This window comes from Streptomyces sp. NPDC002868 (assembly GCF_055563295.1).
Genome location: NZ_JBVHDR010000029.1, coordinates 1 through 25,865, shown reverse-complemented (window position 1 = coordinate 25,865; position 25,865 = coordinate 1). Strand labels below are relative to the sequence as shown.

Annotated in this window: 2 protein-coding genes; both read left to right on the top strand. The window is 70.8% G+C overall.

Going from position 1 to position 25,865, the window contains the following annotated elements; translation table 11 throughout:
- Positions 1-42 precede the first annotated feature (42 nt).
- Positions 43-11,946, top strand: a complete 11,904-nt coding sequence (locus tag ACZ3H8_RS37575; RefSeq protein WP_467409461.1) for an SDR family NAD(P)-dependent oxidoreductase — start codon at positions 43-45, stop codon at positions 11,944-11,946.
- A gap of 57 nt (positions 11,947-12,003) precedes the next feature.
- Positions 12,004-25,865 (top strand): type I polyketide synthase (locus ACZ3H8_RS37570; RefSeq protein ID WP_467409458.1); only part of this gene is annotated, 13,862 nt, incomplete at its 3' end.

Below are 25,865 nucleotides of genomic sequence, written 5' to 3'. Positions count from 1 at the left end.
AGGCCGGTTCGCCAAGTGCGGTCCTGGGAAGGGAGCTGAGCCGTGAGCGAGGGAAAGCTCCGCGACTATCTGAAGCGGGTGACCGCGGATCTGCACCGCACCGGCAAGCGTCTGCGCGAGATGGAGGCCCGCGAACGCGAGCCCATCGCGATCGTGGCCATGAGCTGCCGGTACCCCGGCCAGGTACGCTCGCCCGAAGACCTCTGGAAGCTGGTCGCCGACGGCACCGACGGCATCACGCCCTTCCCACAGGACCGCGGCTGGGACGTCGAGTCGCTGTACCACCCGGACCCCGCCAACCCCGGCACCTGCTACACCCGGGAAGGCGGATTCCTCCACGACGCCGCCGACTTCGACCCGGACTTCTTCGCCATGTCGCCCCGCGAGGCGCTGGCGACCGACCCGCAGCAGCGCCTCCTCCTCGAAACGTCCTGGGAGGCGTTCGAACGGGCAGGTCTTCGGCGACAGGCGCTCAAGGGCAGCCCCACCGGCGTCTTCGTCGGCGTCATGTACAACGACTACGGCTCCCGGTTCACCCAGCCGCCCGCCGGCCTCGAAGGGCACCTGGGCAACGGCAGCGCGGCCAGTATCGCCTCGGGCCGCGTCGCGTACACCTTCGGCCTCGAAGGCCCGGCGGTGACGGTGGACACCGCCTGCTCGTCGTCGCTGGTCGCCCTGCACCTGGCCTGCAACGCACTGCGCCAGGGTGAGTGCACCCTCGCCCTCGCCGGAGGCGTGACGGTGATGTCCACGCCGGTCACGTTCCTGGAGTTCAGCAGGCAGCGCGGACTCTCCGCCGACGGCCGGTGCAAGGCGTTCTCCGACAGCTCCGACGGCACGGGCTGGGGCGAGGGGGCCGGCATCCTGCTGCTCGAACGGCTCTCCGACGCCCAGCGCAACGGCCACACCGTGCTCGGTCTCGTACGGGGCACCGCCGTCAACCAGGACGGGGCGAGCAGCGGCCTGACCGCCCCCAACGGGCCGTCCCAACAGCGGGTCATCCGGGCGGCACTGGCCGCCGCGGGCCTCACCGCATCCGATGTGGACGCCGTGGAGGCGCACGGCACCGGTACCACCCTCGGCGACCCGATCGAAGCGCAAGCGCTCCTCGCCACCTACGGCCAGGAGCGGGAAGCCGGCCGGCCGCTGTGGCTCGGCTCGGTCAAGTCCAACGTCGGTCACACGCAGGCCGCGGCCGGTGTCGCCGGAGTCATCAAGATGGTGCAGGCGATGCAGCACGGCGTGCTGCCGCGCACGCTGCACGCCGAGCGGCCGTCCACGCATGTCGACTGGTCCGAAGGGAACGTCCGGCTGCTCACCGAAGCGGTGGACTGGCCGGACACCGGCCGGCCGCGGCGCGCCGGGGTCTCGGCCTTCGGGGTCAGCGGTACGAACGCCCACGCCGTGATCGAACAGGCCCCGCCCGTTGGAACGGAGTGGGAAGATGCCGGCTCCGACACGGCGGCGGCGACCGACCGGTCCGGGGAGCTCACCGCCCCGGCCCCGAGCACGGTGGCACCGCTTCCCGTGGTGCCCTGGGTGCTCTCCGCCCGCAGCGAGCCGGCCCTCCGGGCCCAGGCAGCGCGTCTGCTGGCCCATGTCGGGGACCTGCCCGAGACCGTCGGCCCCGCGGACATTGGCTCTTCGCTGGCCAGCACCCGTACCGCCTTCGAGTACCGCGCGGCTGTACTGGGCGAGGACCGCGAGGAACTGCTGTGCGGCCTCGCCCAGTTCGCGCAGGGTGACGACACCGGCCTGATCCGGGGGACGGCGGACCGCGGCAGGACGGCGTTCCTCTTCGCGGGCCAGGGCGCGCAGCGACTCGGCATGGGCCGCGGCCTCCACCAGGCGTTCCCCGCCTTCGCGGAAGCCTTCGACGAGCTCTGCGCCCACCTTGAAGCAGAGCTGCGACAACCGCTCCGGGACGTCGTCTTCGGTAAGGACGCGGACGTTCTGGACCGGACCGGCTTCACGCAGCCCGCGCTCTTCGCCTTCGAGGTGGCGCTCTTCCGGCTTGTCGAGTCCTGGGGCCTCCAGCCCGACTTCCTGCTCGGCCACTCCATCGGTGAGCTGGCCGCCGCGCACGCCGCCGGGGTGCTCTCGCTGGAGGACTCCTGCCGGCTCGTGGCGGCCCGCGGAAGGCTGATGCAGGCGCTTCCGGCCGGGGGCGCGATGTTCTCCTTGCGAGCCGGCGAAGCCGATGTGCTGGCGCTGCTGGCCGGCGCCGACACCGGCGACCGGCTGAGCGTCGCCGCGGTGAACGGGCCGGGGACGACCGTCGTGGCCGGTGAGGAGGACGCTCTCGCACCGCTCGTCCGGCGCTTCGAAGAGCAGGGCGGCAAGGCGAAGCGGCTACGGGTGAGCCATGCCTTCCACTCCCCGCTGATGGAACCCATGCTTGCCGAATTCCGCGCGATCGTCGAGGGCGTAACGTTCCGTCAGCCACGTGTGCCGGTCATCTCCAACGTGACCGGAGAGCCGGCCACCGACCTGGGGACCGCCGACTACTGGGTACGGCACGTGCGCCAGGCCGTACGGTTCGCGGATGGCATCCGGTGGCTGGAACAGCACGGGGTCACCCGCTTCCTCGAACTCGGCCCCGACACCACCCTCACCGCGATGGCTCAGGGTTGCCTCGACGCGGACACCGACCACCTCCTCGTACCCGCCCTGCGCAAGAACAGGGACGAGGCCCGCAGCGTCGTAGCCGCCCTGAGCGCGCTGCACACGCGCGGCGCGAGTCCCGACTGGGTCCGGCTCTTCCCCGGCGCGGACCACGTCGACCTGCCCACCTATGCCTTCCAGCGCGAGCGCTACTGGCTGGACCCCGAGGCGGCCGCAGCACCGCGCCAGGGAGAACACCCGCTGCTCCCGATGGCCGTCACACTGGCGGACAGCAGTGCCGTCGTCTCCACCGGACGCCTCTCACTGTCCACACACCCCTGGCTCGCCGACCGGGCTGTCGACGGCGGCGTCGTGCTCCCCACGAGCGCGTACCTCGACCTCGCCATCCACCTCGGCGCCCTCGCCGGCTGCGACCACCTTGCCGAACTGACCGTGGACGCCCCCCTCGTAGTGCACGAGACGTCCGCCGTAGAGATCCAGGTGGTGCTCGCCGCCCCTGTGGAGCAGGACGGACACCGCACACTCACCGTGCACTCCCGCCCCACCGCCGGGCAGGACGGCGAGGCGGCGTGGACACGGCACGCCCACGGCGTGCTCACCCCGCATGCGCCGCAGCGGCCCGCCCACGACCTCGGTAGCTGGCCTCCTGCCGACGCCCGGCCCGTGGACCTGGACGTGTTCCGCGCGGCGCGGGAAGGCAGCGAGTCCCCCAACAGCCCCGCGTCCGACGGGCTGCGGAGCGTATGGCGGCGCGGTGACACGGTGTTCGCCGAGGCCGAGCTGCCCGAGGCATACCGCGGCGACGCGGCCCGGTTCGCACTGCACCCGGCGCTGCTCGACGCAGTGCTCCAGGCACTCCCGGCGGCGGGGCACCCCGGTGCAGTCGCCGTGTCCTGGCGCGACTGCGCGCTGTACGCGGTAGCCGCCGAATCGGTGCGCGCCCGGCTCGTATCCGCCGATGACGGCGGCGTGGACGTGTACCTCGCCGACGAGCTCGGCGATCCTGTCGCCTCGATCGGCTCCGTCACGCTCGTGCCCGTCACCGAGGCCGAACTGCCGCAGACATCCGCCGGCCGGAACGACCTCTTCACCGTCGAGTGGACCGAGGTTCCGGCGCCCTCCCCGGGTGCGTCGCGGCAGCCGCCGTACACGCTCACCGTCCTCGGCCGGAAAGCCCTCGGGTCCGGCACGGAAGTGAGCCCGCTCCACGCCCAACTGGACGCTCTTACCACGGCCGTGGAAGAGGGCGACGGCGTCCCCGACATCGTCGTCGTGCCATGGCGGACAGCGGAATCCGACGAACCGGCCGACGCCGCGCGCGAGGCGGTGGCGGACGCGCTCGCGCTGCTCCAGAGCTGGCTCGGCCGCCCGAGCCTCGCCGACTCACGTCTGGTCCTGCTCACCCGGGGCGCCGTCGCCACCGGTCCGGGCGAGACCGTACGGGACCTCCCCGCCGCGGCCGTGTGGGGCCTGGTGCGCTCCGCGCAGTCGGAGAACCCCGACCGGTTCGTCCTGGTGGACACCGACGGGGACGACACGCCCGGCGCGGCGGTCGCCGACGCGGTGCGCACGGGGGAGACACAGATCGCCGTCCGCGCAGAGCGCGTCATGGGCGCCCGCCTCGCCCGGCTGCCCGCGCCTTCCGCGGAACCCGCGCCCGAGGACCACGCGCCCGCGGAACCCACGCCCGCCAAATCCGCGGCCAGGGCAACCTTCGAAGCGCACCGCACCGTCCTGGTGACGGGCGCCACCGGAACCGTGGGCGCCGCCGTGACGAGGCACCTGGTCACGGCACACGGCGTACGGCACCTGCTGCTCGCCGGCAGACGGGGGGCAGCGGCGCCGGGCGCCGAACAACTGGGCGCGGAACTCCGTGAACTGGGAGCCCGGGTCACCATCGCCGCGTGCGATGTCGCCGACCGCGGAGCCCTGGCCGACCTGCTGGCCACCGTCCCCGAAGAGCACCCGTTGGGCGCGGTCGTGCACGCCGCCGGAGTGCTCGACGACGGCGTGATCTCCTCCCTCACCGCCGAGCGCATCGCCACCGTACTGCGCCCCAAAGCCGATGCCGCGGTCAACCTCGACCGGCTCACCCGCCACCTCGACCTGTCGGCCTTCGTACTGTTCTCCTCGGCCGCTGCCACGTTCGGCGGCCCGGGCCAGGGCAACTACGCGGCCGCCAACGCCTTCCTGGAGGCGCTCGCCCACCGGCGCCGCGCCGAAGGCCGCCCGGCAGTGGCGATCGGCTGGGGCATGTGGGCGGAGCGCAGCGAGATGAGCGCCCGTCTGGACGAGGCGGACCGGCGGCGGATGGACCGCGGCGGGATCAGTGCCCTGCCCACCGAGGCGGCGCTCGCACTCCTCGACCGCTGTCTGGCCCTGGACCAGGTGGCACCCGTCCCCGTCCGGCTCGACGTCGCCGCGATACGCAGGCGGCGCCCGGAGGTTCCCGCCCTGCTCCGGGGGCTCGCCGGCCGGCCCGCCAGGCGGACCGCCGCCCCGGCGGCCGGATCGGGCGCGGGCGCCGAGTCCTCGACGGCCCGCTCGCTGGCCGCCCTTCCCCGGACAGAGCGCGACGCCGCGGTCCTCGACCTCGTACGCACCGAGATCGCCACCGTGCTCGGCCACACCTCGGCAGGCCGGGTCGACGCACGCCGCGCCTTCGGCGATCTCGGCCTCGACTCGCTGACCTCCCTCGAACTGCGCAACGCACTCGGCCGGCGCACCGGGCTGCGGCTGTCGGCCACGCTCGCCTTCGACCACCCCACGCCATCGGCCGTCGCTTCCTACCTGCTCGAGGAACTGCTCGAAACCGGCCGCACATCCGCGGCTTCCGGACCCGACCGCACGGCCGCGGGCGAGCCCGTCGCAATCGTCGCGATGAGCTGCCGCTTCCCGGGCGGCGTCCGGACACCGGACCAGTTCTGGGAGTTTCTGGCCTCCGGGGGCGACGCCATCGGCGAGTTCCCCGACGACCGAGGCTGGGACACCGAAGCCCTGTACGACCCCGACCCGGAGCACGAGGGCACGACGTACACCCGCAAGGGCGGCTTCCTCACCGGCGTCGACCGCTTCGACGCGGGCTTCTTCGGCATCTCGCCACGCGAGGCACTGGCCATGGATCCGCAGCAGCGGATTCTGCTCGAGGTCTGCTGGGAGGCGTTCGAGCGGGCCGGTATCGACCCGCTGTCCCTTCGCGGCAGCCGAACGGCCGTATTCGCCGGCACCAACGGGCAGGACTACACCACCGTCCTGGGCAACGCCGCCGAGAGCGTGGGTGGTTACCTGGGAACGGGCAACGCGGCGAGCGTCGTCTCAGGCCGGATCGCCTACTCCTTCGGCCTCGAAGGGCCTGCCGTGACCGTGGACACCGCCTGCTCCTCCTCTCTTGTCGCTCTGCATTGGGCCGTACGCGCCCTCCAGGCTGGGGAGTGCTCGCTCGCGCTGGCGGGTGGTGTCACCGTGATGTCGACCCCCGCGGCGTTCCTGGAGTTCAGCCGCCAGCGCGGACTGTCCGCCGACGGCCGCTGCAAGGCGTTCGCCGACGGTGCCGACGGCACCGGCTGGGGCGAGGGCGCGGGCATGCTGCTGGTCGAGCGGCTGTCGGACGCCCGGCGCAACGGGCATCCGGTGCTGGCCGTCGTACGCGGCAGCGCGATCAACTCCGATGGCGCGAGCAACGGTCTCACGGCGCCCAACGGCCCCTCCCAGCAGCGAGTGATCCGAGAGGCGCTCGCCGACGCCCGGCTCTCCACCGGCGATGTCGACGCCGTCGAGGCACATGGCACCGGGACCACCCTCGGCGACCCGATCGAGGCGCAGGCGCTCCTCGCCACCTACGGTCAGGGACGCGACGAGGAACGGCCGCTGTGGCTCGGCTCTGTGAAGTCGAACATCGGGCACACCCAGGCCGCGGCCGGGGTCGCCGGCGTGATCAAGATGGTGCTGGCCATGGGCCGCGGCCTGCTGCCGCAGACGCTGCACGTGGACGCGCCCTCGTCGCATGTGGAGTGGGAGGAAGGCGCCGTCGAACTGCTGGCGGCCCCTGTCGCCTGGCCCGAGCAGGGGCGCCCCCGGCGGGCCGGTGTGTCCTCGTTCGGCTTCAGCGGCACCAACGCCCACATCATCCTCGAACAGGCCCCGGAACCAGCGGAGTTGGCAGAGGCGGCAGAACCGGTCGACGGCGGGCAGCCCGCCGCCGAGCGGCCCGCAGGCCCGCGGGAGGATACCGACACCGTCCAACTGCCTGTCGTATGGCCGCTGTCCGCGCGCAGCCCCGACGCCCTCCGCTCCCTCGCCGAGGCACTACGCACCCACGCCGGACACCACGAGTATCTGCCTGCCGCGGCCATCGGCCACGCCCTGGCCACCACCCGGGCGTCCTTCGAGCACCGCGCAGTCGCCTACGGCACCACAGATGCGACGCTCCACGCTGCCCTGGACGCACTCGCCGCCGGCGAGAAGACGGCGGACGGGGCCGTTGAGGGCGTGGTCCGGCCCGGCGCCCGCACCGCCTTCCTCTTCACCGGGCAGGGCGCCCAGCGTCCGGGCATGGGCCGCGAACTGCACAGCTCCTTCCCGGTGTTCGCCGAAGCCCTCGACGAGATCTGCGGACACTTCGCCGACCACCTCGACCGGCCGCTGCGCGACGTCATGTTCCACGACACCGACGGACTGCTCCACCGGACCGCGTACACCCAACCCGCACTGTTCACCATGGAGGTCGCACTCCACCGCCTCGCCGAGTCCGCCGGCCTGCGCGCCGACTACCTGCTCGGCCACTCCATCGGCGAGCTCGCCGCCGCGCACATCGCCGACGTGTTCTCCCTGGCTGATGGGTGCGCCCTCGTCGCGGCCCGTGGCCGTCTCATGCAGGCGCTCCCGGCGAACGGGGCCATGGTCGCGCTCCAGGCGACGGAGGCCGACGTGCTGCCGCTGCTGGAAGGGCGCGAGCAGCAGGTTTGTGTCGCCGCCGTCAACACACCGGACTCCGTCGTGATCTCCGGTGACGAGAGCGCCGTGACAGAGATCGCCGAACGGCTGGCCGCCGAGGGCCGCAGGACCAAGCGGCTCCAGGTCAGCCACGCGTTCCACTCACCGCACATGGACCCGATGCTCGACAGGTTCCGCACGGTCGCCGAGGCGGTGACGTACCACGAGCCGCGCATCCCGGTCGTGTCCGATCTGACCGGTGAGGTCGCCACCGAGCTGGACCGCGCCGACTACTGGGTACGGCATGTCCGGCAGGCCGTCCGGTTCCACGACGGCGTACGCCTGCTCGCCGGGAAAGGCGTGCAGCGGTACATCGAAATCGGCCCCGACGGCACCCTCTCCGCCATGGCCGCCGCCTGCCTGCCCTCCGGTGCCACCGGCACGGCGGTCATCCCGCTCGTCCGCGACCGGGCATCCGAGTCCCGCTCGCTGCTCGACGGCTTCGCCCACGCGTACGTCCACGGCGCGGACCTCGACTGGTCCGCCGTCGCCAACGCGCACCCGGGAAACAACGTGCATCCGGGACGTACAGCCGTCGACCTGCCCACCTACCCCTTCCAGCGGCAGCGCTACTGGCCGACTCCCGGCGCCGCCTCGGGCGACCTCGGCGCTGCGGGACTCGCCCCGGCAGATCACCCGCTGCTCGGCGCCACCGTCGAACTCACCGACGGGCGCCATCTGTTCACCAGCCGGCTCTCGGTACGCGACCAGCCGTGGCTCGCCGACCACGCCCTGGCAGGCACCGTCGTCGTCCCCGGCACAGCCTTTCTCGAACTCGCCGTCCTGGCAGGAGACCGTGCGGGCTGCCGCCGCGTCGAGGACCTGACCCTGGTCAGCCCTCTGATCCTCCCCGCGCAGGGCGCGATGGCCCTGCAGGCAGTTCTCGGCGCCGACGACGGCTCGGGCCACCGGCCGTTCACCGTCCACGCACGCGACGCCGAGACGGACCCCCACGAGCCGTGGACGCTGCACGCAACAGGCATGCTCACCGCCGCCACTCCCGAGCCCGCCGAGCCCGCCGAGCCCGTCCTGCCCATATGGCCCCCCACCGGCTCCGTACCGCTTGCGGTGGAGGACGTCTACGAGCGGCTGAGCGCGGGCGGATTCGACTACGGGCCCCTCTTCCAAGGGCTGCGTGCCGCCTGGCGGCACGGCGACCAGGTCCACGCCGAGGTGGCCCTGCCCGAGGAGGCACGGCAGGACGCGAGCCGCTTCGCGCTGCACCCGGCGTTGCTCGACGCCGCTCTGCACGCGACCACGTTCCTGCCGATGCAGGACACAGCCGCCGGACGGCTCCCGTTCTCCTGGCGGGGGGTGGAGATCCACGCAACCGGGGCGACTCAGCTGCGGATTTGCATCGACCTGTCCGCAACCGACACCGTGTCCCTGGTTCTCGCCGACGCCGACGGCCGGTCCGTTGCCGAAGTCGAGGCACTGACACTGCGTGAGGTCTCGCCCGACCGAATCGCGGTCGCCGCAAAGGCCTCCGACCCCCTCTATCAACTCGACTGGCCCTCGGCCCCGGTGGACGCGACGTCTGCCGGGAAGCCGGCGCGGATCGTCGTCTTGGACAGCGAGGGACTCGCCGCCGACCTGGACGGCGCGGGCGTGCCCGTGACCCGGCTGACCAGTCCGGCCGACCTCGACCGGAACAGCGGCACCGTCCTCGTGGAGCTTTCCGCCTCCGACCCCCACGAGGCGGCGACCGGCGCACTGGCACTGGTCCAGGGATGGCTGGCGGACCGACCCGCCTCGGCCCGGCTCGTCCTCCTCACCCGGGGGGCCGTGAACGCCCCCGGCACGACCCACCACGATCCCGCGGCCGCCTCGATCTGGGGCCTGGTGCGCTCCGCGCAGTCCGAGCACCCCGGCCGCTTCGTCCTCGCCGACATCGACGACCAGGACGCCTCGTACGCCGTGCTTCCTGCGGCGCTCGCGACGGAGGAGCCCCAATTCGCCGTCCGGGGCGGCACCGTGCACCTGCCGCGCGTCGCCGCGATCCCTCCCGGCAGCGGGCTGCGCGAACCCGGCGAAGGGGCCTTCTGGTGTCTCGGCATGACCGGGAAAGGCATGCTCGATCACCTCGCCCTCGTTCCGCACGGGGAGGCGGCGAGGCCGCTGGAGCGGGGTGAGGTACGGATCGCGGTACGGGCTGCCGGGGTGAACTTCCGTGATGTGCTGAACGTCCTCGGTATGTATCCGGGTGACGCGGGAGCCTTCGGTCTGGAAGGTGCGGGCGTGGTCACCGAGACGGGCCCCGGTGTCGTCGGTTTTGCCCCGGGTGACCGGGTGATGGGGTTGTTCCCGCATGCGTTCGGGCCGGTGGCGGTGGCCGACGAACGCACCGTCATCCGTATCCCGGAGGGATGGTCGTTCGCGCAGGCAGCTGCTGCGCCGGTGGTGTTCCTGACGGCGTACTACGCGCTGGTGGACTTGGGCAGGTTGCAGGCCGGCGAATCGGTGCTGATTCACGCCGCCGCGGGCGGGGTTGGTATGGCCGCGGTGCAGCTGGCGCGGCATCTCGGTGCGGAGGTGTTCGGCACCGCGAGTCCGGGCAAGTGGGGGACGCTGCGGGGGTCGGGTCTGGATGGGTCGCATATTGCGTCGTCGCGTGATCTGGACTTCGAGCGGTCGTTCCTGGAGGTGACCGGTGGCCGGGGCATGGATGTGGTGCTGGACTCCCTGGCGCGGGAGTTCGTTGACGCGTCACTGCGATTGCTGCCGAGAGGCGGCCGGTTCCTGGAAATGGGCAAGACCGACATTCGCGAGCCCGGGAAGGTGGCCGCTGACCATGTCGGCGTGCGCTACCAGGCGTTCGACCTGATCGAGGCGGGGCCCGACCGGATCAAGGAGATGTTCGCCCAGGTACGCGATCTGTTCGAGCGGGGTGTGCTGGAGCCGTTGCCGGTGACGGCGTGGGATGTGCGGAAGGCTCCTGAGGCGTTCCGTCACCTCAGTCAGGCCAAGAACGTCGGCAAGGTCGTCCTCACGATGCCGGTCGCGCTCGACCCGGAGGGGACGGTACTGATCACCGGCGGTACAGGTGGTCTGGGCGCGCTGGTGGCCCGGCATCTGGTGGCCGAGCACGGGGTACGCCGTCTCATGCTTGCCAGCCGTCGGGGCCCGCAGGCGCCCGGGGCCGACGAACTGCTGGACGAACTGGCCGCCCTCGGCGCCGACATCACTGTCACCGCGTGCGACACCGCGGACCGGGACGCCCTGCGAAGCCTGCTCGACTCCGTACCGAAGCAGCATCCGCTCACCGCGGTCGTACACACGGCGGGCGTGCTCGACGACACCGTCGTCGCGTCGCTCACACCGCAGCGGCTGCGCGCGGTCCTGAGGCCCAAGACCGACGCCACGGCCCATCTGCACGACCTCACCCGCCACGCGGACCTGGCCGCGTTCATCGTCTTCTCCTCGACCGCCGGTGTGTTCGGCGCTCCCGGCCAGGCCAACTACGCCGCCGCCAATGCCTTCTGCGACATCTTCGCCGCAGAGCGCAGGGCTGCCGGGCTGCCCGCCACGTCGCTCGCCTGGGGCCCGTGGTCCCAGACGACCGGCATGACCAGCGGGCTCACCGAAACAGACCTGCGCCGGATGGCACGCGCGGGCCTGCCCGCGCTGCCCACGGACCGCGGGCTGGCCCTGTTCGACGCGGCGCTCGGCCGACCCGAGGCAGTCCTGCTGCCGATGGTGGTCGACACCCGCGCTCTGAGTTCCGGCGGACCCGTACCGCAGCTGCTGAGCGGCCTCGTCCGGACTGCCAACCGTCGTACGGCGGCGGGCCCGGCAGCATCGGCCGGGCCGGGCTCGGCCGACATGCTGGCCCGTACGCTCGCGGCGTTGGACCGCGACGACGCACACCAGGCCGTACTCGACGTGGTGCGTACCCAGGTCGCCGCCGTACTCGGCCATGCCTCCGCGGCAGAGGTCGGCGACGAGCAGTCGTTCAAGGACCTCGGCTTCGACTCGTTGACCGCGGTCGAGCTGCGCAACCGGCTCGGCACCGCGACCGGAGCCCCGCTGCCGGCCACGCTCGTGTTCGACCACCCCACCCCGCTGGCCCTCGCCGACCGCCTGTGCGCGGAACTCATCCCCGGCCAACAGATACCGAAGGACGAGACACCGCAGGACGAGGCGGCGGTACGCGAGGCACTGGCCACGGTCCCTGTCGCGCGGCTGCGGCAAGCCGGCCTGCTCGACGCCCTGCTGGCGCTGGCACGCACCGGACCATCCCCAACCGAGGCCGACGCCGCCTCCGACGCCATAGCCGGCATGGAGGTCGACGACCTCGTGCGCCTGGCGTTCGGCACGACAGACGGCTGAGCACCACCCGTCCCGACGAAGCCACAAACGACGAAGCCAGAATTACGGAGCTGACCAATGGCCACGTCCGCGGATCAGATCGTCGAAGCCCTCCGGGCATCGCTCCGGGAGAACGATCGGCTGCGCAAACAGAACCAGCAACTCGTCGCCGCCGCCGGGGAACCCATCGCCGTCGTCGCCATGAGCTGCCGCTTCCCTGGCGGGGTGCACACGCCTGAGGAGTACTGGGAGCTGCTCGCCGGGGGCGTGGATGCCCTGTCCGAGTTCCCCGCCAACAGGGGCTGGGACCTGGACGCACTCGACGTGGCCACCACGCGGGGTGGCTTCGTCCACACCGCTGACGAGTTCGATCCGCAGTTCTTCGGCATGAGCCCACGCGAGGCGCTGGCCACTGACCCGCAGCAGCGACTGCTCCTCGAAATCTCCTGGGAGGCTCTCGAACGGGCGGGGATCGACCCGGCGACGCTGCGCGGCAGCAGGACCGCGGTCTTCGCGGGGTGCAGCAACCAGGAGTACGGCTCCGGCCTGCGCGGGGACGTACCCGAGGGCATCGAAGGGCACATCCTCACCGGCAACACGGGGAGCGTCGTCTCAGGCCGCGTCGCCTACGCCCTCGGCCTCGAAGGCCCGGCCGTCACTGTTGACACAGCCTGCTCGTCCTCCCTGGTGACACTGCACCTGGCCGCGCAGGCCCTCCGGGCGGGCGAGTGCGACCTCGCGCTCGCGGGCGGTGTCGCGGTCATGTCCACCCCCGCCGCTTTCGTGGAGTTCGACCGTCAGGGCGGCCTCGCCGGCGACGGCCGGTGCAAGCCGTTCTCCGACCTCGCGGATGGCACCGGCTGGGGTGAAGGCGCCGGGATGCTCCTCGTCGAGCGGTTGTCCGACGCGCGCCGCAACGGGCATCCGGTGCTGGCCGTCGTACGCGGCAGCGCCCTGAACCAGGACGGCGCGTCCAACGGCCTCACCGCTCCCAACGGCCCTGCCCAGCAGCGCGTGATCCGCTCCGCGCTTGCGGGGGCCGGTCTGTCCGCGGCCGACATCGACGCGGTCGAGGCACACGGCACGGGGACGACGCTCGGCGACCCCATCGAGGCACAGGCACTCCTTGCCACCTACGGACAGGACCGGGACGAGGACCGGCCCCTCTGGCTCGGCTCCGTGAAGTCGAACATCGGACATACACAGGCGGCCGCCGGTGTGGCCGGTGTGATCAAGATGGTGCTCGCCCTCCAGCACGGCGTACTGCCGCAGTCCCTGCACGCCGAGCAGCCCTCCACCCACGTGGACTGGTCGGCAGGCAACGTACGGCTGTTGACCGAGCCTGTGGCCTGGCCGGAGAGCGAACGGCCGCGCCGCGCAGCCATCTCCTCCTTCAGCATCAGTGGCACCAACGCCCACACCATCCTCGAACAGGCCCCGGTCGCCGATGAGCAGGACGCAAGGGACGAGGCCCCCCACCGCACTGCCGCACCCCTCCCGCGTATCCCCTGGGTGCTCTCCGCCCGCAGCGAGCCCGCGCTGCGGGCTCAGGCCAGGCGCCTGCTCTCGCATGTGGACGCACACCCCGGCCTGGACCCGCGGGATGTGGCGTACTCCCTGGCCACCACCCGGTCGGGCTTCGAGCACCGCGCGGTCGTACTCGGCGCCGATCCGGCCGAGCTGCGCAATCGACTGGCCGCACTCGCCGACGAGAACACGGCCTCCGCGAGTGCGGACACCGGCTCGCCCGTACGCGGCAAGACCGCGTTCCTGTTCACCGGCCAGGGTTCGCAGCGCCTCGGCATGGGCCGCGAACTGTACGAAAGGTTCCCCGCGTTCACCGAAGCCTTCGACGCCGCTTGCGCGCTGTTCGACCGCGAACTCGACCCGCCGCTCCGCGAGACCGTCTTCGGCGACGACGCCGAGCTGCTGAACCGGACGGCGCACACCCAGCCCGCGCTCTTCGCCTTCGAGGTGGCCCTGTTCCGGCTCCTCGACCGGCTGGGCGTCAAAGCCGACTTCCTCATGGGCCACTCGATCGGCGAGCTGGCGGCGGCTCATGTGGCCGGGGTACTGACCCTTGGGGACGCGTGCCGGCTGGTGGCGGCTCGCGGTCGTTTGATGGAGGCGTTGCCGTCGGGTGGGGTGATGGTCTCGCTCCAGGCGTCGGAGGCCGAGGTGCTGCCGCTGCTGGATGTGGAGCGGGTGAGCATTGCGGCGGTGAACGGGCCGCAGTCGGTTGTCGTCTCCGGTGAGGAATCCGCCGTTGCGAAGGTCGCCGCGGATTTCGAGGCCGAGGGTCGGAAGGTGAAGCGGCTGCGGGTGAGTCATGCGTTCCACTCGCCGTTGATGGAGCCGATGCTGGCCGAGTTCCGTACGGTCGCGGAGAGCGTGACCTACAAGCAGCCGCGTATCCCAGTGGTCTCGAATGTGACCGGTGAACTCGCCACGGATCTGACGTCCCCCGACTACTGGGTGCAGCATGTCCGGGAAGCCGTACGCTTCGCCGACGGCGTCCGCACTCTCGCCGAGCGCAACGTTACCCGGCTCCTGGAGATCGGCCCCGATGGCACCCTGACCGCGATGGCGGCTGCCTGTCTCCCCGACGGCGACAGCCTGCTGACCCCCGTACTCCGCAAGGACACGCCCGAAGACGCGAGCCTCCTCACCGCGATCGGCAAGCTCCATGTGGCCGGTGCCCGCCTCGACTGGGCCGCCATCCTGCCCGGCGCGCGCCGTGTCGACCTGCCCACGTACGCATTCCAGCGCACTCGATACTGGCTCACCGCGCTGCCGGCCGCGGACGCGCCCGGCCGTCAGCCCGCACACTCCGCGTTCTGGACCGCCGTCGAACAGGAGAACGTGCCGGAACTCGCCGCCGGCCTCAGCCTCGACCGCTCCCTCCTCGAACCCGTCGTACCCGCGCTCGCCGCGTACCACCGCGACCAGCAGCAGCACTCCACCGCGCGGTCATGGCGCTACCGCGAGCAGTGGGAACCGGTGGACCGGCGTCCCGCCGCAGAACCGGTGGACCACCGTTCCGCCGCGGTCACGCCCGCCACCTGGACGCTGGTCATGCCCGATGAGCTGGACGACCACCGGCCCGTACACGCGATCCAGGCCGCACTCACCAGCCATGGCGCCACCGTCGTGACCGTGGCCCTCCCACCGGGTGCCGATCGCGAGCACATCGCCCAGGTGGTCAACAAGGCACGAGAACAAGACGGCGTCAATATCCTGTCCCTGCTTGCCCTCAGCGAGGGACGCCACCCCCACCACCCCGAAGTCCCCTCCGGGCTCGCACTGACTACCGCACTCGTTCAGGCTCTCGCCCGCGAGAGTGCACCCGCAAGGGTGTGGGCCGCCACCCGAGGCGCTGTGACCATCGGCCGCTCCGACCCGCTCGGCGCCCCCCAGCAGGCCACCCTCTGGGGCCTCGGGCGCGTTGCGGCCCTCGAACACCCCGACCACTGGACCGGCCTCGTCGACCTGCCGGAACAGCTCGACGACCGGGCCCTCACCCGCCTCTGCTCCCTTCTCACGGACCCCGACCGCAACGTCGGAAGCGGCAACGAATACGCCATCCGCGCCTCCGGCCTGTTCGCCCGCAGGCTCGTACGCGCCCCACAGGCTGACAAGACCGCCCGCGCCTGGACCCCGCGCGGCACCACCCTGATCACCGGGGGTACCGGCACCATCGGCGCCCGCGTCGCTCGCAGGCTTGCCCGCGAAGGTGCCGAGCACCTGCTGCTCACCAGCAGGCGAGGCCCCGACGCGCCGGGCACCCAGGAACTCCTCGCCGAACTGGCCGAGTACGGCACCCGGACCACCATCGCCGCGTGCGACGCCGCCGACCGCGCCGCACTCGCGGAACTGCTTGCCTCCATCCCCGAGGAACACCCGCTGAGCAGCGTCTTCCATGCGGCGGGCGTCCTTGACGACGGCGCGTTCTCCGCGATGGACGCCGAGCGGTTCGCCACCGTGATGCGCCCCAAGGCCGAGGCCGCGGCGAACCTCCATGACCTGACCCGTGAGCACAACCTGTCCGCGTTCGTGCTCTTCTCCTCCATCGCGGGCACCCTCGGATCCGTCGGCCAGGCCAACTACGCGGCGGGCAACGCCTACCTGGATGCGCTCGCCAGGCACCGTCGCGCCCACGGTTTGCCCGCCACCAGCATCGCCTGGGGCCCCTGGGCGCACAGTGGCATGGCCGAAGACCCTGCCGTACGCGCCAGGCTCATCCGGGCAGGACTGCCGCCCATGGACCCGGAGCCCGCGCTTGTCGCGCTGCGCCAGGCACTCGACGACGAGGAGACGCATCTGGTCGTCTCCGACATCGACTGGACCCGGTTTCCGGCTGGCCGTAGGGCCCTGTTCAGCAAGCTGCCCGAAGCGACAGCGGAACGCCCCCCGGGACATACCGCGACCGAGGGCATCCGCAGCCTTCTCGCCGGGCTGCGCACCCCGGCCGAGCAGGAACAACGGCTACTCCGCCTCATACGCGAGCACGCCGCGACCGTACTTGGATATCCGGGCCCCGAATCCATTGAGACAGCACGCACGTTCCAGGACCTCGGCATCGACTCGCTCACCGCCGTGGAACTGCGCAATGCCCTGGCCGCGGCGACCGCTCTCTCCCTCTCCCCGACGCTCGTGTTCGACTACCCGACTCCGTCGGCGCTTGCGGGCCATCTGCGTGCCGAACTGCTGGGAGAGAGCCGGGAGCGGCACGAAGCGGCACTCGCCCACCCGGTCCACGGGGACGGCGAGCCGATCGCGATCGTAGCGATGAGCTGCCGCTACCCGGGACACGTACGCTCGCCGGAAGACCTCTGGAAGCTGGTCACCGAGGGCGGGGACGGCATCACGCCTTTCCCGGAGGACCGCGGCTGGGACATCGACGCGCTCTACGACCCCGTATCTGGCCTGCCGGGCACCAGCTATGTCCGCGAGGGCGGATTCGTCGACGATGCGGGCGAGTTCGACCCCGGATTCTTCGGGATATCACCGCGCGAGGCGCTGGCCATGGATCCGCAGCAGCGGATGCTTCTCGAGGTGTCCTGGGAGGCCGTCGAGCGGGCGGGGATCGACCCGGTCTCGCTCCGGGGCAGCCGAAGTGGTCTCTTCGTGGGCTGCGGCTACCAGGGCTACGGGTCGGGCGCCGGTGATATGCCCGAGGACATCCAGGGGCACCTCCTCACCGGCAGCTCGGGCGCCGTCGTGTCGGGCCGGGTGGCTTATGCGCTGGGCCTGGAGGGGCCGGCGGTGACGTTGGATACAGCGTGCTCGTCCTCGCTCGTCGCGCTGCATCTGGCGGCGCAGTCATTGCGTTCGGGGGAGTGTGATCTCGCCCTGGCCGGTGGTGTCACGATCATGTCCACGCCTGGCGCGTTCGTGGAGTTCAGCCGTCAGCGTGGGCTGGCTGTGGATGGCCGGTGCAAGGCATTCGGTGCGGGTGCGGATGGCACGGGCTGGGGCGAGGGCGTCGGGATGCTGCTCGTGGAGCGGTTGTCGGATGCGCGGCGGAACGGTCATCGGGTGCTGGCGGTCGTACGCGGCTCTGCGGTGAACCAGGACGGCGCGTCCAATGGTCTGACCGCGCCGAATGGTCCTTCGCAGCAGCGGGTGATCCGGCAGGCGTTGGCGGGCGCGGGTCTCTTGGCCTCGGATGTGGATGCGGTCGAGGCACACGGGACCGGGACGGTGCTCGGTGACCCGATCGAGGCGCAGGCGCTGCTGGCGACGTACGGGCAGGACCGGGATGAGGAGCGGCCGTTGTGGCTGGGTTCGGTGAAGTCGAATCTCGGTCACACGCAGGCGGCTGCGGGTGTGGCTGGTGTGATCAAGATGGTGCTGGCGCTTCAGCACGGGGTCCTGCCGCGGACGTTGCATGCGGATGAGCCGTCGTCGCATGTGGACTGGTCGGCGGGGAATGTCCGGCTGCTGACCGAGGCCGTGGAGTGGCCGGAGAGAGATCGGCTTCGTCGGGCGGGTGTCTCGTCGTTCGGGATCAGTGGCACCAACGCGCACACGATCATCGAGCAGGCTCCGGTGGCCGACCAAGCAGCCCAGGTAACTGACACGGCAGGCCTTCCGCTGGTGCCCTGGGTGCTGTCCGGGCGAAGCGAGGCGGCGCTGGGAGCACAGGCCAGGCGGCTGCTTGCGTACGCGGAGGCCCGTACGGAGCTGGACACTCTCGACGTGGGCTTGTCACTGGCCGCCACTCGTTCGGTGTTTGAACACCGTGCCGTCGTACTTGGGGGTGACGCGAAAACCCTGCTTGACGGCTTGCGCGCCCTCAGCCGGGGCGAGGCTCATGCGGACGTAGCCACCGGCGAGGCGCGCCCGGAAGGGGGCCTGGCTCTGCTCTTTGCGGGGCAGGGTGCGCAGCGGGTCAGTATGGGGCGGGAGTTGTATGACGCGTTCCCGGTTTTCGCGGAGGCGTTCGATGCCGTGTGTGCGTATTTCGATGGTGAGTTGGAGTTGGCGCTGCGGGATGTGGTTTTCGGTGATGACGCGGATGCGTTGAATCGGACGGGCTTTACGCAGCCTGCGCTTTTCGCGGTTGAGGTCGCGCTTTACCGGCTGGTGGAGTCGTTCGGTGTCAGGCCTGATTTCCTGCTGGGTCATTCGATTGGTGAGCTCGTGGCCGCGCATGTGGCCGGTGTGATGGGTCTTGAGGATGCGTGCCGGCTGGTGGCGGCGCGTGGCCGGTTGATGCAGGCGCTGCCGGCTGGCGGGATGATGGTCTCGCTCCAGGCGTCGGAGGCCGAGGTGCTGCCGCTGCTGGACCTGGAGCGGGTGAGCATTGCCGCGGTGAACGGGCCTTCGGCGACGGTCATTGCGGGTGAGGAATCCGCCGTTGCGGAAATCGCCGCGTATTTCGAGGCCGAGGGTCGGAAGGTGAAGCGGCTGCGGGTGAGTCATGCGTTCCACTCGCCGTTGATGGAGCCGATGCTGGCCGAGTTCCGTACGGTCGCCGAGAGCGTGACCTACAAGCAGCCGCGTATCCCGGTGATCTCGAATGTAACCGGTGAACTCGCCACGGATCTGACGTCCCCCGAGTACTGGGTGCGGCATGTGCGGGAGGCCGTCCGGTTCGCCGACGGTATCCGCCGGCTGGAAGAGCACGGCGCGACACGGTTCCTGGAGATCGGCCCCGACGGCACGCTGACCGCCATGGCACAGGGATGCCTGGAGCGGACTGACCATCTCCTCGTACCCGCCCTGCGCAAGGACCGCCCGGAGACGACCAACCTCCTCACCGCCATCAGCCACGCATACGCTCACGGTGTCACCGTCGAATGGGCCCCGTTCTTTGCCGGTACCGGCGCTCAACACGTCGACCTGCCGACATATGCCTTCCAGCACCAGCGTTTTTGGCTGCGGCTCGCGCACACGGACGTCGGCAACCTCGGCTCGGCCGGGTTGGAGGCAGCCGGACACCCCCTGCTCGCGGCCGCCATGACCCTCGCCGATTCCACTGCTGTGGTGTTCACCGGGCGGGTCTCCGCGAAGACCCAGCTGTGGTTGGCGGATCACGTCGTCGAGGGCTCGATCCTGTTCCCCGGCACAGCCTTCCTCGAACTCGCCCTGCGCGCCGCAGACCAGGTCGGCTGCGACCACGTTGGCGAACTGACTCTCGAAGCACCGCTGGTGCTCCCTGAACATGGCGCGGTTCAGCTGCAAATGCGCATTGAGGAACCCGACTCCTCCGGCGACCGGGCGCTCACCCTCCATTCCCGCCGCGACCAGAGCCCCGGCTCCACCGACGAACAATGGACCCGACACGCCATCGGTGTACTCGGAGCGAGCGACCGCCGGGAGCGCCGGGAGAAGTTCGACTTCGCGGTCTGGCCACCGGCAGGAGCCCAACCGGTCGAGGTCGACGGCCTGTACGAGACGCTGGCAGCCACCGGGTTCGAGTACGGTCCTGCCTTCCGCGGCCTAAGAGCCGCATGGCGGCGGGGTGGCGATCTCTTCGCCACGGTGGAGCTCCCCGAAGACATCGAGACGTCGCGCTACGGCCTGCACCCCGCGCTGCTGGACGCGGTCCTGCATGTGCTCGGCCTGGGAGCCGGCGAGGACCTTGCCGGGGGACGCCTGCCGTTCTCCTGGGAAGGGGCGGAGCTGTATGCATCCGAGGCGTCCCTGTTGCGCGCCCGTGTGTCGACAACCGGGAGCAGCAGCCTGTCGCTTGAGCTGGCTGACGCGGAGGGGCGGCCCGTGGCGGCGATCTCGTCGCTCACGCTGAGGCCGGTATCCGCGCAGCTGCTCGGCGGCGCCACGACGGCGGGTTCGCACTCGGACGCGCTGCACCGCATCGACTGGATCCCGGCGCCCGAGGCGGCGGCAGAAGCGAGCGTCGATATGGAGACGCTTGGCTCCGTTCTGCCAAAGGACGTTCCCTCGTTCGTCGTCCTGCGGCTGGACGAGGCAAGCGACGAGCCGGCCGATCCCGCCGTGGCGGTGCGTGCCGCGACGTACCGGACCCTGGCCCGCGTACAGGAGTGGTCGGAGGCGGAGCGCTTTGCCGACTCCCGGCTCGTCGTGGTGACCCGGAACGCCGTGTCGGCAGAGCAGCGGCAGCCCGACCCGGCACAGGCCGCGGTCTGGGGCCTCGTGCGGGCCGCCCGGCTTGAGCACCCCGACCGGTTCGTGCTCGTGGATGTGGACGGCACAGAGGAATCGCTGGCCGCGCTGCCCGCGGCGTTGGCGTCCGGTGAGCCGGAGCTCGCAGTACGGGCAGGCACGGCCCACGTGCCAAGGCTGAGCAGCAACGTTCAGCGAGATGAGCTGCCCGTTCCTGGAGAGGCCGGGGACGGGTGGCGGCTCGACATCACGGCCAAGGGCACACTGGATCAGCTGGCGCTCGTACCGATCGACCAGCGGCCCCTCGAGCCCGGCGAAGTCCGGATCGCTGTGCGTGCTGCCGGGGTGAACTTCCGCGATGTGCTGAACGCGCTGGGGATGTACCAGGGAGATGCGGGTGCTTTCGGCCTGGAGGGCGCCGGAGTCATCACCGAGATCGGCGCCGGCGTCCACGGTCTTGCCCCCGGCGACCGGGTCATGGGGCTGTTCCCCCAGGCATTCGGCCCGACGGCTGTGGCCGACGCCCGGACCGTCGTCCGGATGCCGGAGGGCTGGTCGTTCGCGCAGGCGGCCTCCGTGCCAGTCGTGTTCTTGACGGCGTATTACGCACTGGTCGATCTGGGTGGGCTCCGGGCCGGGGAGTCGGTGTTGGTGCATGCGGCCGCGGGCGGTGTGGGGATGGCCGCGGTGCAGTTGGCGCGGCATCTGGGTGCTGAGGTATTCGGTACGGCGAGCCCGGGGAAGTGGGGAACGCTGCGGGCGTCGGGTTTGGACGAGGCGCATATCGCGTCGTCACGTGACCTGGACTTTGAAGGGTCCTTCCTGGGCGCGACCGGCGGCCGAGGCATGGACGTGGTGCTGGACTCCCTTGCGGGGGAGTTCGTTGACGCGTCGCTGCGGTTGCTGCCGCGTGGCGGGCGGTTCCTGGAGATGGGCAAGACCGATATCCGTGAATCGCAACAGGTGGCGGACGAGCACGCGGGCGTGCGCTACCAGGCGTTCGACCTGATCGAGGCCGGTCCTGAGCGGATCGGGGAGATGTTGGTCGAGTTGCTCGACCTGTTCGAGCGGGGTGTGCTGCGGCCGTTGCCTTTGACGGCGTGGGATGTGCGCCGGGCACCGGAGGCCTTCCGGTTCCTGAGCCAGGCCCGGCATGTGGGCAAGGTCGTGCTGACTGTGCCGATGGCTCTCGATCCCGAGGGAACGGTACTGGTCACGGGCGGTACGGGTGGTCTGGGCGCGCTGGTGGCCCGGCATCTGGTGGCCGAGCACGGCATGCGGCATCTTCTGTTGGCGAGTCGTCGGGGCCCGGACGCGCCGGGCGCCAACGAACTGCGCGAGGAACTGGCCGCGCTCGGTGCCGAAGTCACCGTCGCCGCCTGCGACGCGGCCGACCGCGAAGCGCTGGCTTCTGTGCTGGAGGGGATTCCTGGTGAGCATCCGCTGACCGCGGTGGTGCATACCGCTGGGGTGCTGGACGACGGGGTGTTGTCGTCGTTGACAGCGGAGCGGATGGATGCGGTGCTGGCGCCGAAGGTGGATGGTGCGCTGAATCTGCATGAGTTGACCGTGGGTGCGGATCTGTCTGCGTTTGTGGTGTTCTCGTCGGTGGCGGGGACGCTCGGCAGTGCCGGGCAGGGCAACTACGCGGCGGCGAACGCCTACTTGGATGCTTTGGCGTGCCGACGTGCGGATCTTGGTCTTCCGGCGACTTCGCTGGCCTGGGGTCCGTGGGTATCGGGCGCGGGGATGACGGGCGAGCTCAGCGAACCGGACCTTCAGCGTATGGAACGCGGCGGCATGATCCCCTTCAACACGGAACGGGGTATGGCAGCGTTCGATGCCGCTTGCCGCTCCGCCGTACCCCTGGTCGTCCCGGTCCAGCTGAATCACGCGGTGCTGCGCTCCCAGCAGTCGGGAGCAGTCCTCCCCGCGATAATGCGTGGTCTGTTGGGCATCCCGGCACGGCGCACGGCGGTCTCCAGGCCGTCGGGCGAGAACGCGGTCGATGCCCTTCGAGCCCGCCTTGCCGCGTTGCCGCAGGGTGACCGGGAAGCTTCGCTCCTGGAGCTCGTACGTACCCAGGCGGCGCTCGTACTGGGACACCCCGGCCCCGAGTCGATCGAGGCCGCACGCGACTTCCGGGGGCTCGGCGTCGACTCGCTCACCGCTGTCGAGCTGCGCAACCGCCTCAACGCCGCCACTGGGCTGCGGCTCTCCGCGACCCTCGTCTTCGATCACCCGTCACCGGTGGTGCTGGCTCACCATCTGCAGAGCGAGCTGTTCGGTGAGGGCGAGCCGGAGGCGGCGGTGAGGACAGCCGTCTCAGGGCGGGACACCGCTGACGACCCCATTGCCATCGTTGCGATGAGCTGCCGCTTTCCCGGCGACATACATACGCCCGAAGACTTCTGGCAGTTGCTCAGGGGAGCGGGTGACGCGATCTCCGACCTCCCCACCGACCGGGGCTGGGACATCGAGGGCGGCTACAACCCCGACCCCGCGAGCCGGGGGACTTTCTACGCTCGCGGAGGCGGCTTCCTGCATGACGCGGGGCATTTCGACCCGGCGTTCTTCGGGATGAGCCCGCGGGAGGCGTTGGCCACCGACCCGCAGCAGCGGTTGCTCCTCGAGATCTCGTGGGAGGCGCTCGAGCGGGCCGGCATCGAGCCGGCTTCGGTGCGCGGCAGCAGCACGGGCGTGTTCGTGGGCGCGGCGACCTCGGGCTACGGGGTGGGCGCCGGTGAGATCCCCGACGGTGTCCAAGGGCTACTGCTGGCCGGTAACGCCACCTCGGTGGCCTCGGGCCGTATCGCCTACACGCTGGGCTTCGAGGGACCCACCGTCACAGTGGACACGGCGTGCTCGTCGTCCCTGGTGGCCCTGCACTGGGCGGCTCAGGCACTCCGGTCGGGCGAGTGCGATCTCGCGTTGGCGGGGGGCGTCGCCGTCATGTGCACACCTTCGATGTTCTACGAGTTCAGCCGCCAGCGTGGACTCTCCGCCGACGGCCGGTGCAAGGCGTTCTCGGAGGACGCGGACGGCACGGGGTGGTCGGAAGGCGCCGGGATGCTGCTTGTCGAGCGGCTGTCCGATGCTCGGAGGAACGGGCACCCGGTGCTCGCCGTCATCCGTGGGACGGCCATCAACTCCGATGGTGCGTCGAATGGTCTGACGGCGCCGAATGGGCCTTCGCAGCAGCGGGTGATCCGGCAGGCGTTGGCGGGGGCGGGGCTGTCGACCTCCGATGTGGACGTGGTGGAGGCGCACGGTACGGGTACGACGCTGGGTGATCCGATCGAGGCGCAGGCGCTGATCGCCACCTACGGTCAGGGGCGGGACGGGGACCGGCCGTTGTGGCTGGGTTCGGTGAAGTCGAATCTCGGTCATACGCAGGCGGCTGCGGGTGTGGCTGGTGTGATCAAGATGGTGTTGGCGCTTCAGCATGGTGTGCTGCCGCGGACGTTGCATGCGGATGAGCCGTCGTCGCATGTGGACTGGTCGGCGGGGAATGTCCGGTTGTTGTCCGAGGCTGTGGAGTGGCCGGAGGGGGATCGGCTTCGTCGGGCGGGTGTGTCGTCGTTCGGGATCAGTGGCACCAACGCGCACACGATCATCGAGCAGGCTCCGGTGGCTGATGCTGTGACTCAGGAGGTGGGGCGCCGCTCGCTGCCTGTGGTGCCGTGGGTGGTGTCCGGGACCAGCGAGGCTGCCTTGCGAGCACAGGCGGTCCAACTGTTGGCGCGCATGGACGATGACCAATACGAGCCCTTTGACGTGGGTTTCTCGCTGGCCACTACGAGGGCAACTTTTGAGCACCGTGCTGTGGTTCTCGCACACGATCACGAGTCCGCCGTGCGGGGATTGAGCGCTCTCGCCGAGGGTGCGACGAGCGCGGCTGTTGTACGGGGCCGTGCCCTGAGTGGGCGGACGGCTTTGCTGTTCGCGGGGCAGGGTGCGCAGCGGGTGGGGATGGGGCGGGAGTTGTATGACGTTTTCCCGGTCTTTGCGGAGGCGTTTGATGCGGCGTGTGCGTATTTTGATGGTGAGTTGGAGTTGCCGCTGCAGGATGTTGTTTTCGGTGATGATGCGGATGCGTTGAATCGGACGGGGTTTACGCAGCCTGCGCTTTTCGCGGTTGAGGTCGCGCTTTACCGGCTGGTGGAGTCGTTCGGTGTCAGGCCGGACTATTTGGTGGGGCATTCGATCGGTGAGTTGGCGGCCGCGCATGTGGCGGGGCTGTGGTCGCTGGAGGATGCGTGTCGTCTGGTGGCGGCGCGGGGCCGGTTGATGCAGGCGTTGCCGTCGGGTGGGGCGATGGTCTCGCTCCAGGCGTCGGAGGCCGAGGTGCTGCCGCTTCTGGACCTGGAGCGGGTGAGCGTTGCGGCGGTGAACGGGCCGCAGTCGGTTGTCGTCTCGGGTTATGAGGACACGGTCACTCAGCTGGCGAAGCATTTCGAGGCTGAGGGCCGGAAGGCGAAGCGGCTACGGGTGAGCCATGCGTTCCACTCGCCGTTGATGGAGCCGATGCTGGCCGAGTTCCGTACGGTCGCCGAGAGCGTGACCTACGAGCAGCCGCGTATCCCGGTCGTTTCCAATGTCACGGGCGAGTTGGCCACCGCAGAAGAACTGACCTCTCCCGGCTACTGGGTGCGGCACGTACGGGAGGCTGTCCGGTTCGCCGACGGCATCCGTCGGCTGGAAGGGCACGGCGTCACCCGGTTCCTGGAGATCGGCCCCGACGGCACGCTGACCGCCATGGCACAGGGATGCGTGGACGAGCCCGGCCATCTCCTCGTACCCACCCAGCGCAAGGACCGCTCGGAGGTCGAAGCGCTGGTGACTGCAGTCGGCGGAGCGTTTGTCCATGGTGGGGACGTGCGTTGGCGGGCGCTCTTCCCCGGGGCTCGACGGGTGGATCTGCCGACGTTCGCCTTCCAGCGCGAGCGTTACTGGCTGGAGTCATCGGGGCCTGAGACCGGCGGTGCTGCCGGCGCCCCAGACGCGGCGGATGCGCTCTTCTGGAAGGCCGTGGAAGGCGGAGATCTGGACACCCTGGCTGGGGATCTGGCGATCGATTGTGATGCTTCGTGGAGTGAGGCTCTGACTGCGTTGTCGTCGTGGCGGCGGCAGCGGCGTGAGCGGTCGGTGGTGGACGGTTGGCGTTATCGGGTTGAGTGGAAGCCGCTGGTTGGGGCTGGGGTTGCCCGGTTGGGTGGGCGTTGGCTGTGTGTGGTTCCGGCGGGGGACGCGTGGGTTTCCTCGGTGGTGGATGGGCTGGCGGGGTGTGGTGCGCTGGTTGAGCGGGTGGAGTGCGGTCCTGGTGTGGGTCGGGCTGTGCTGGCTGA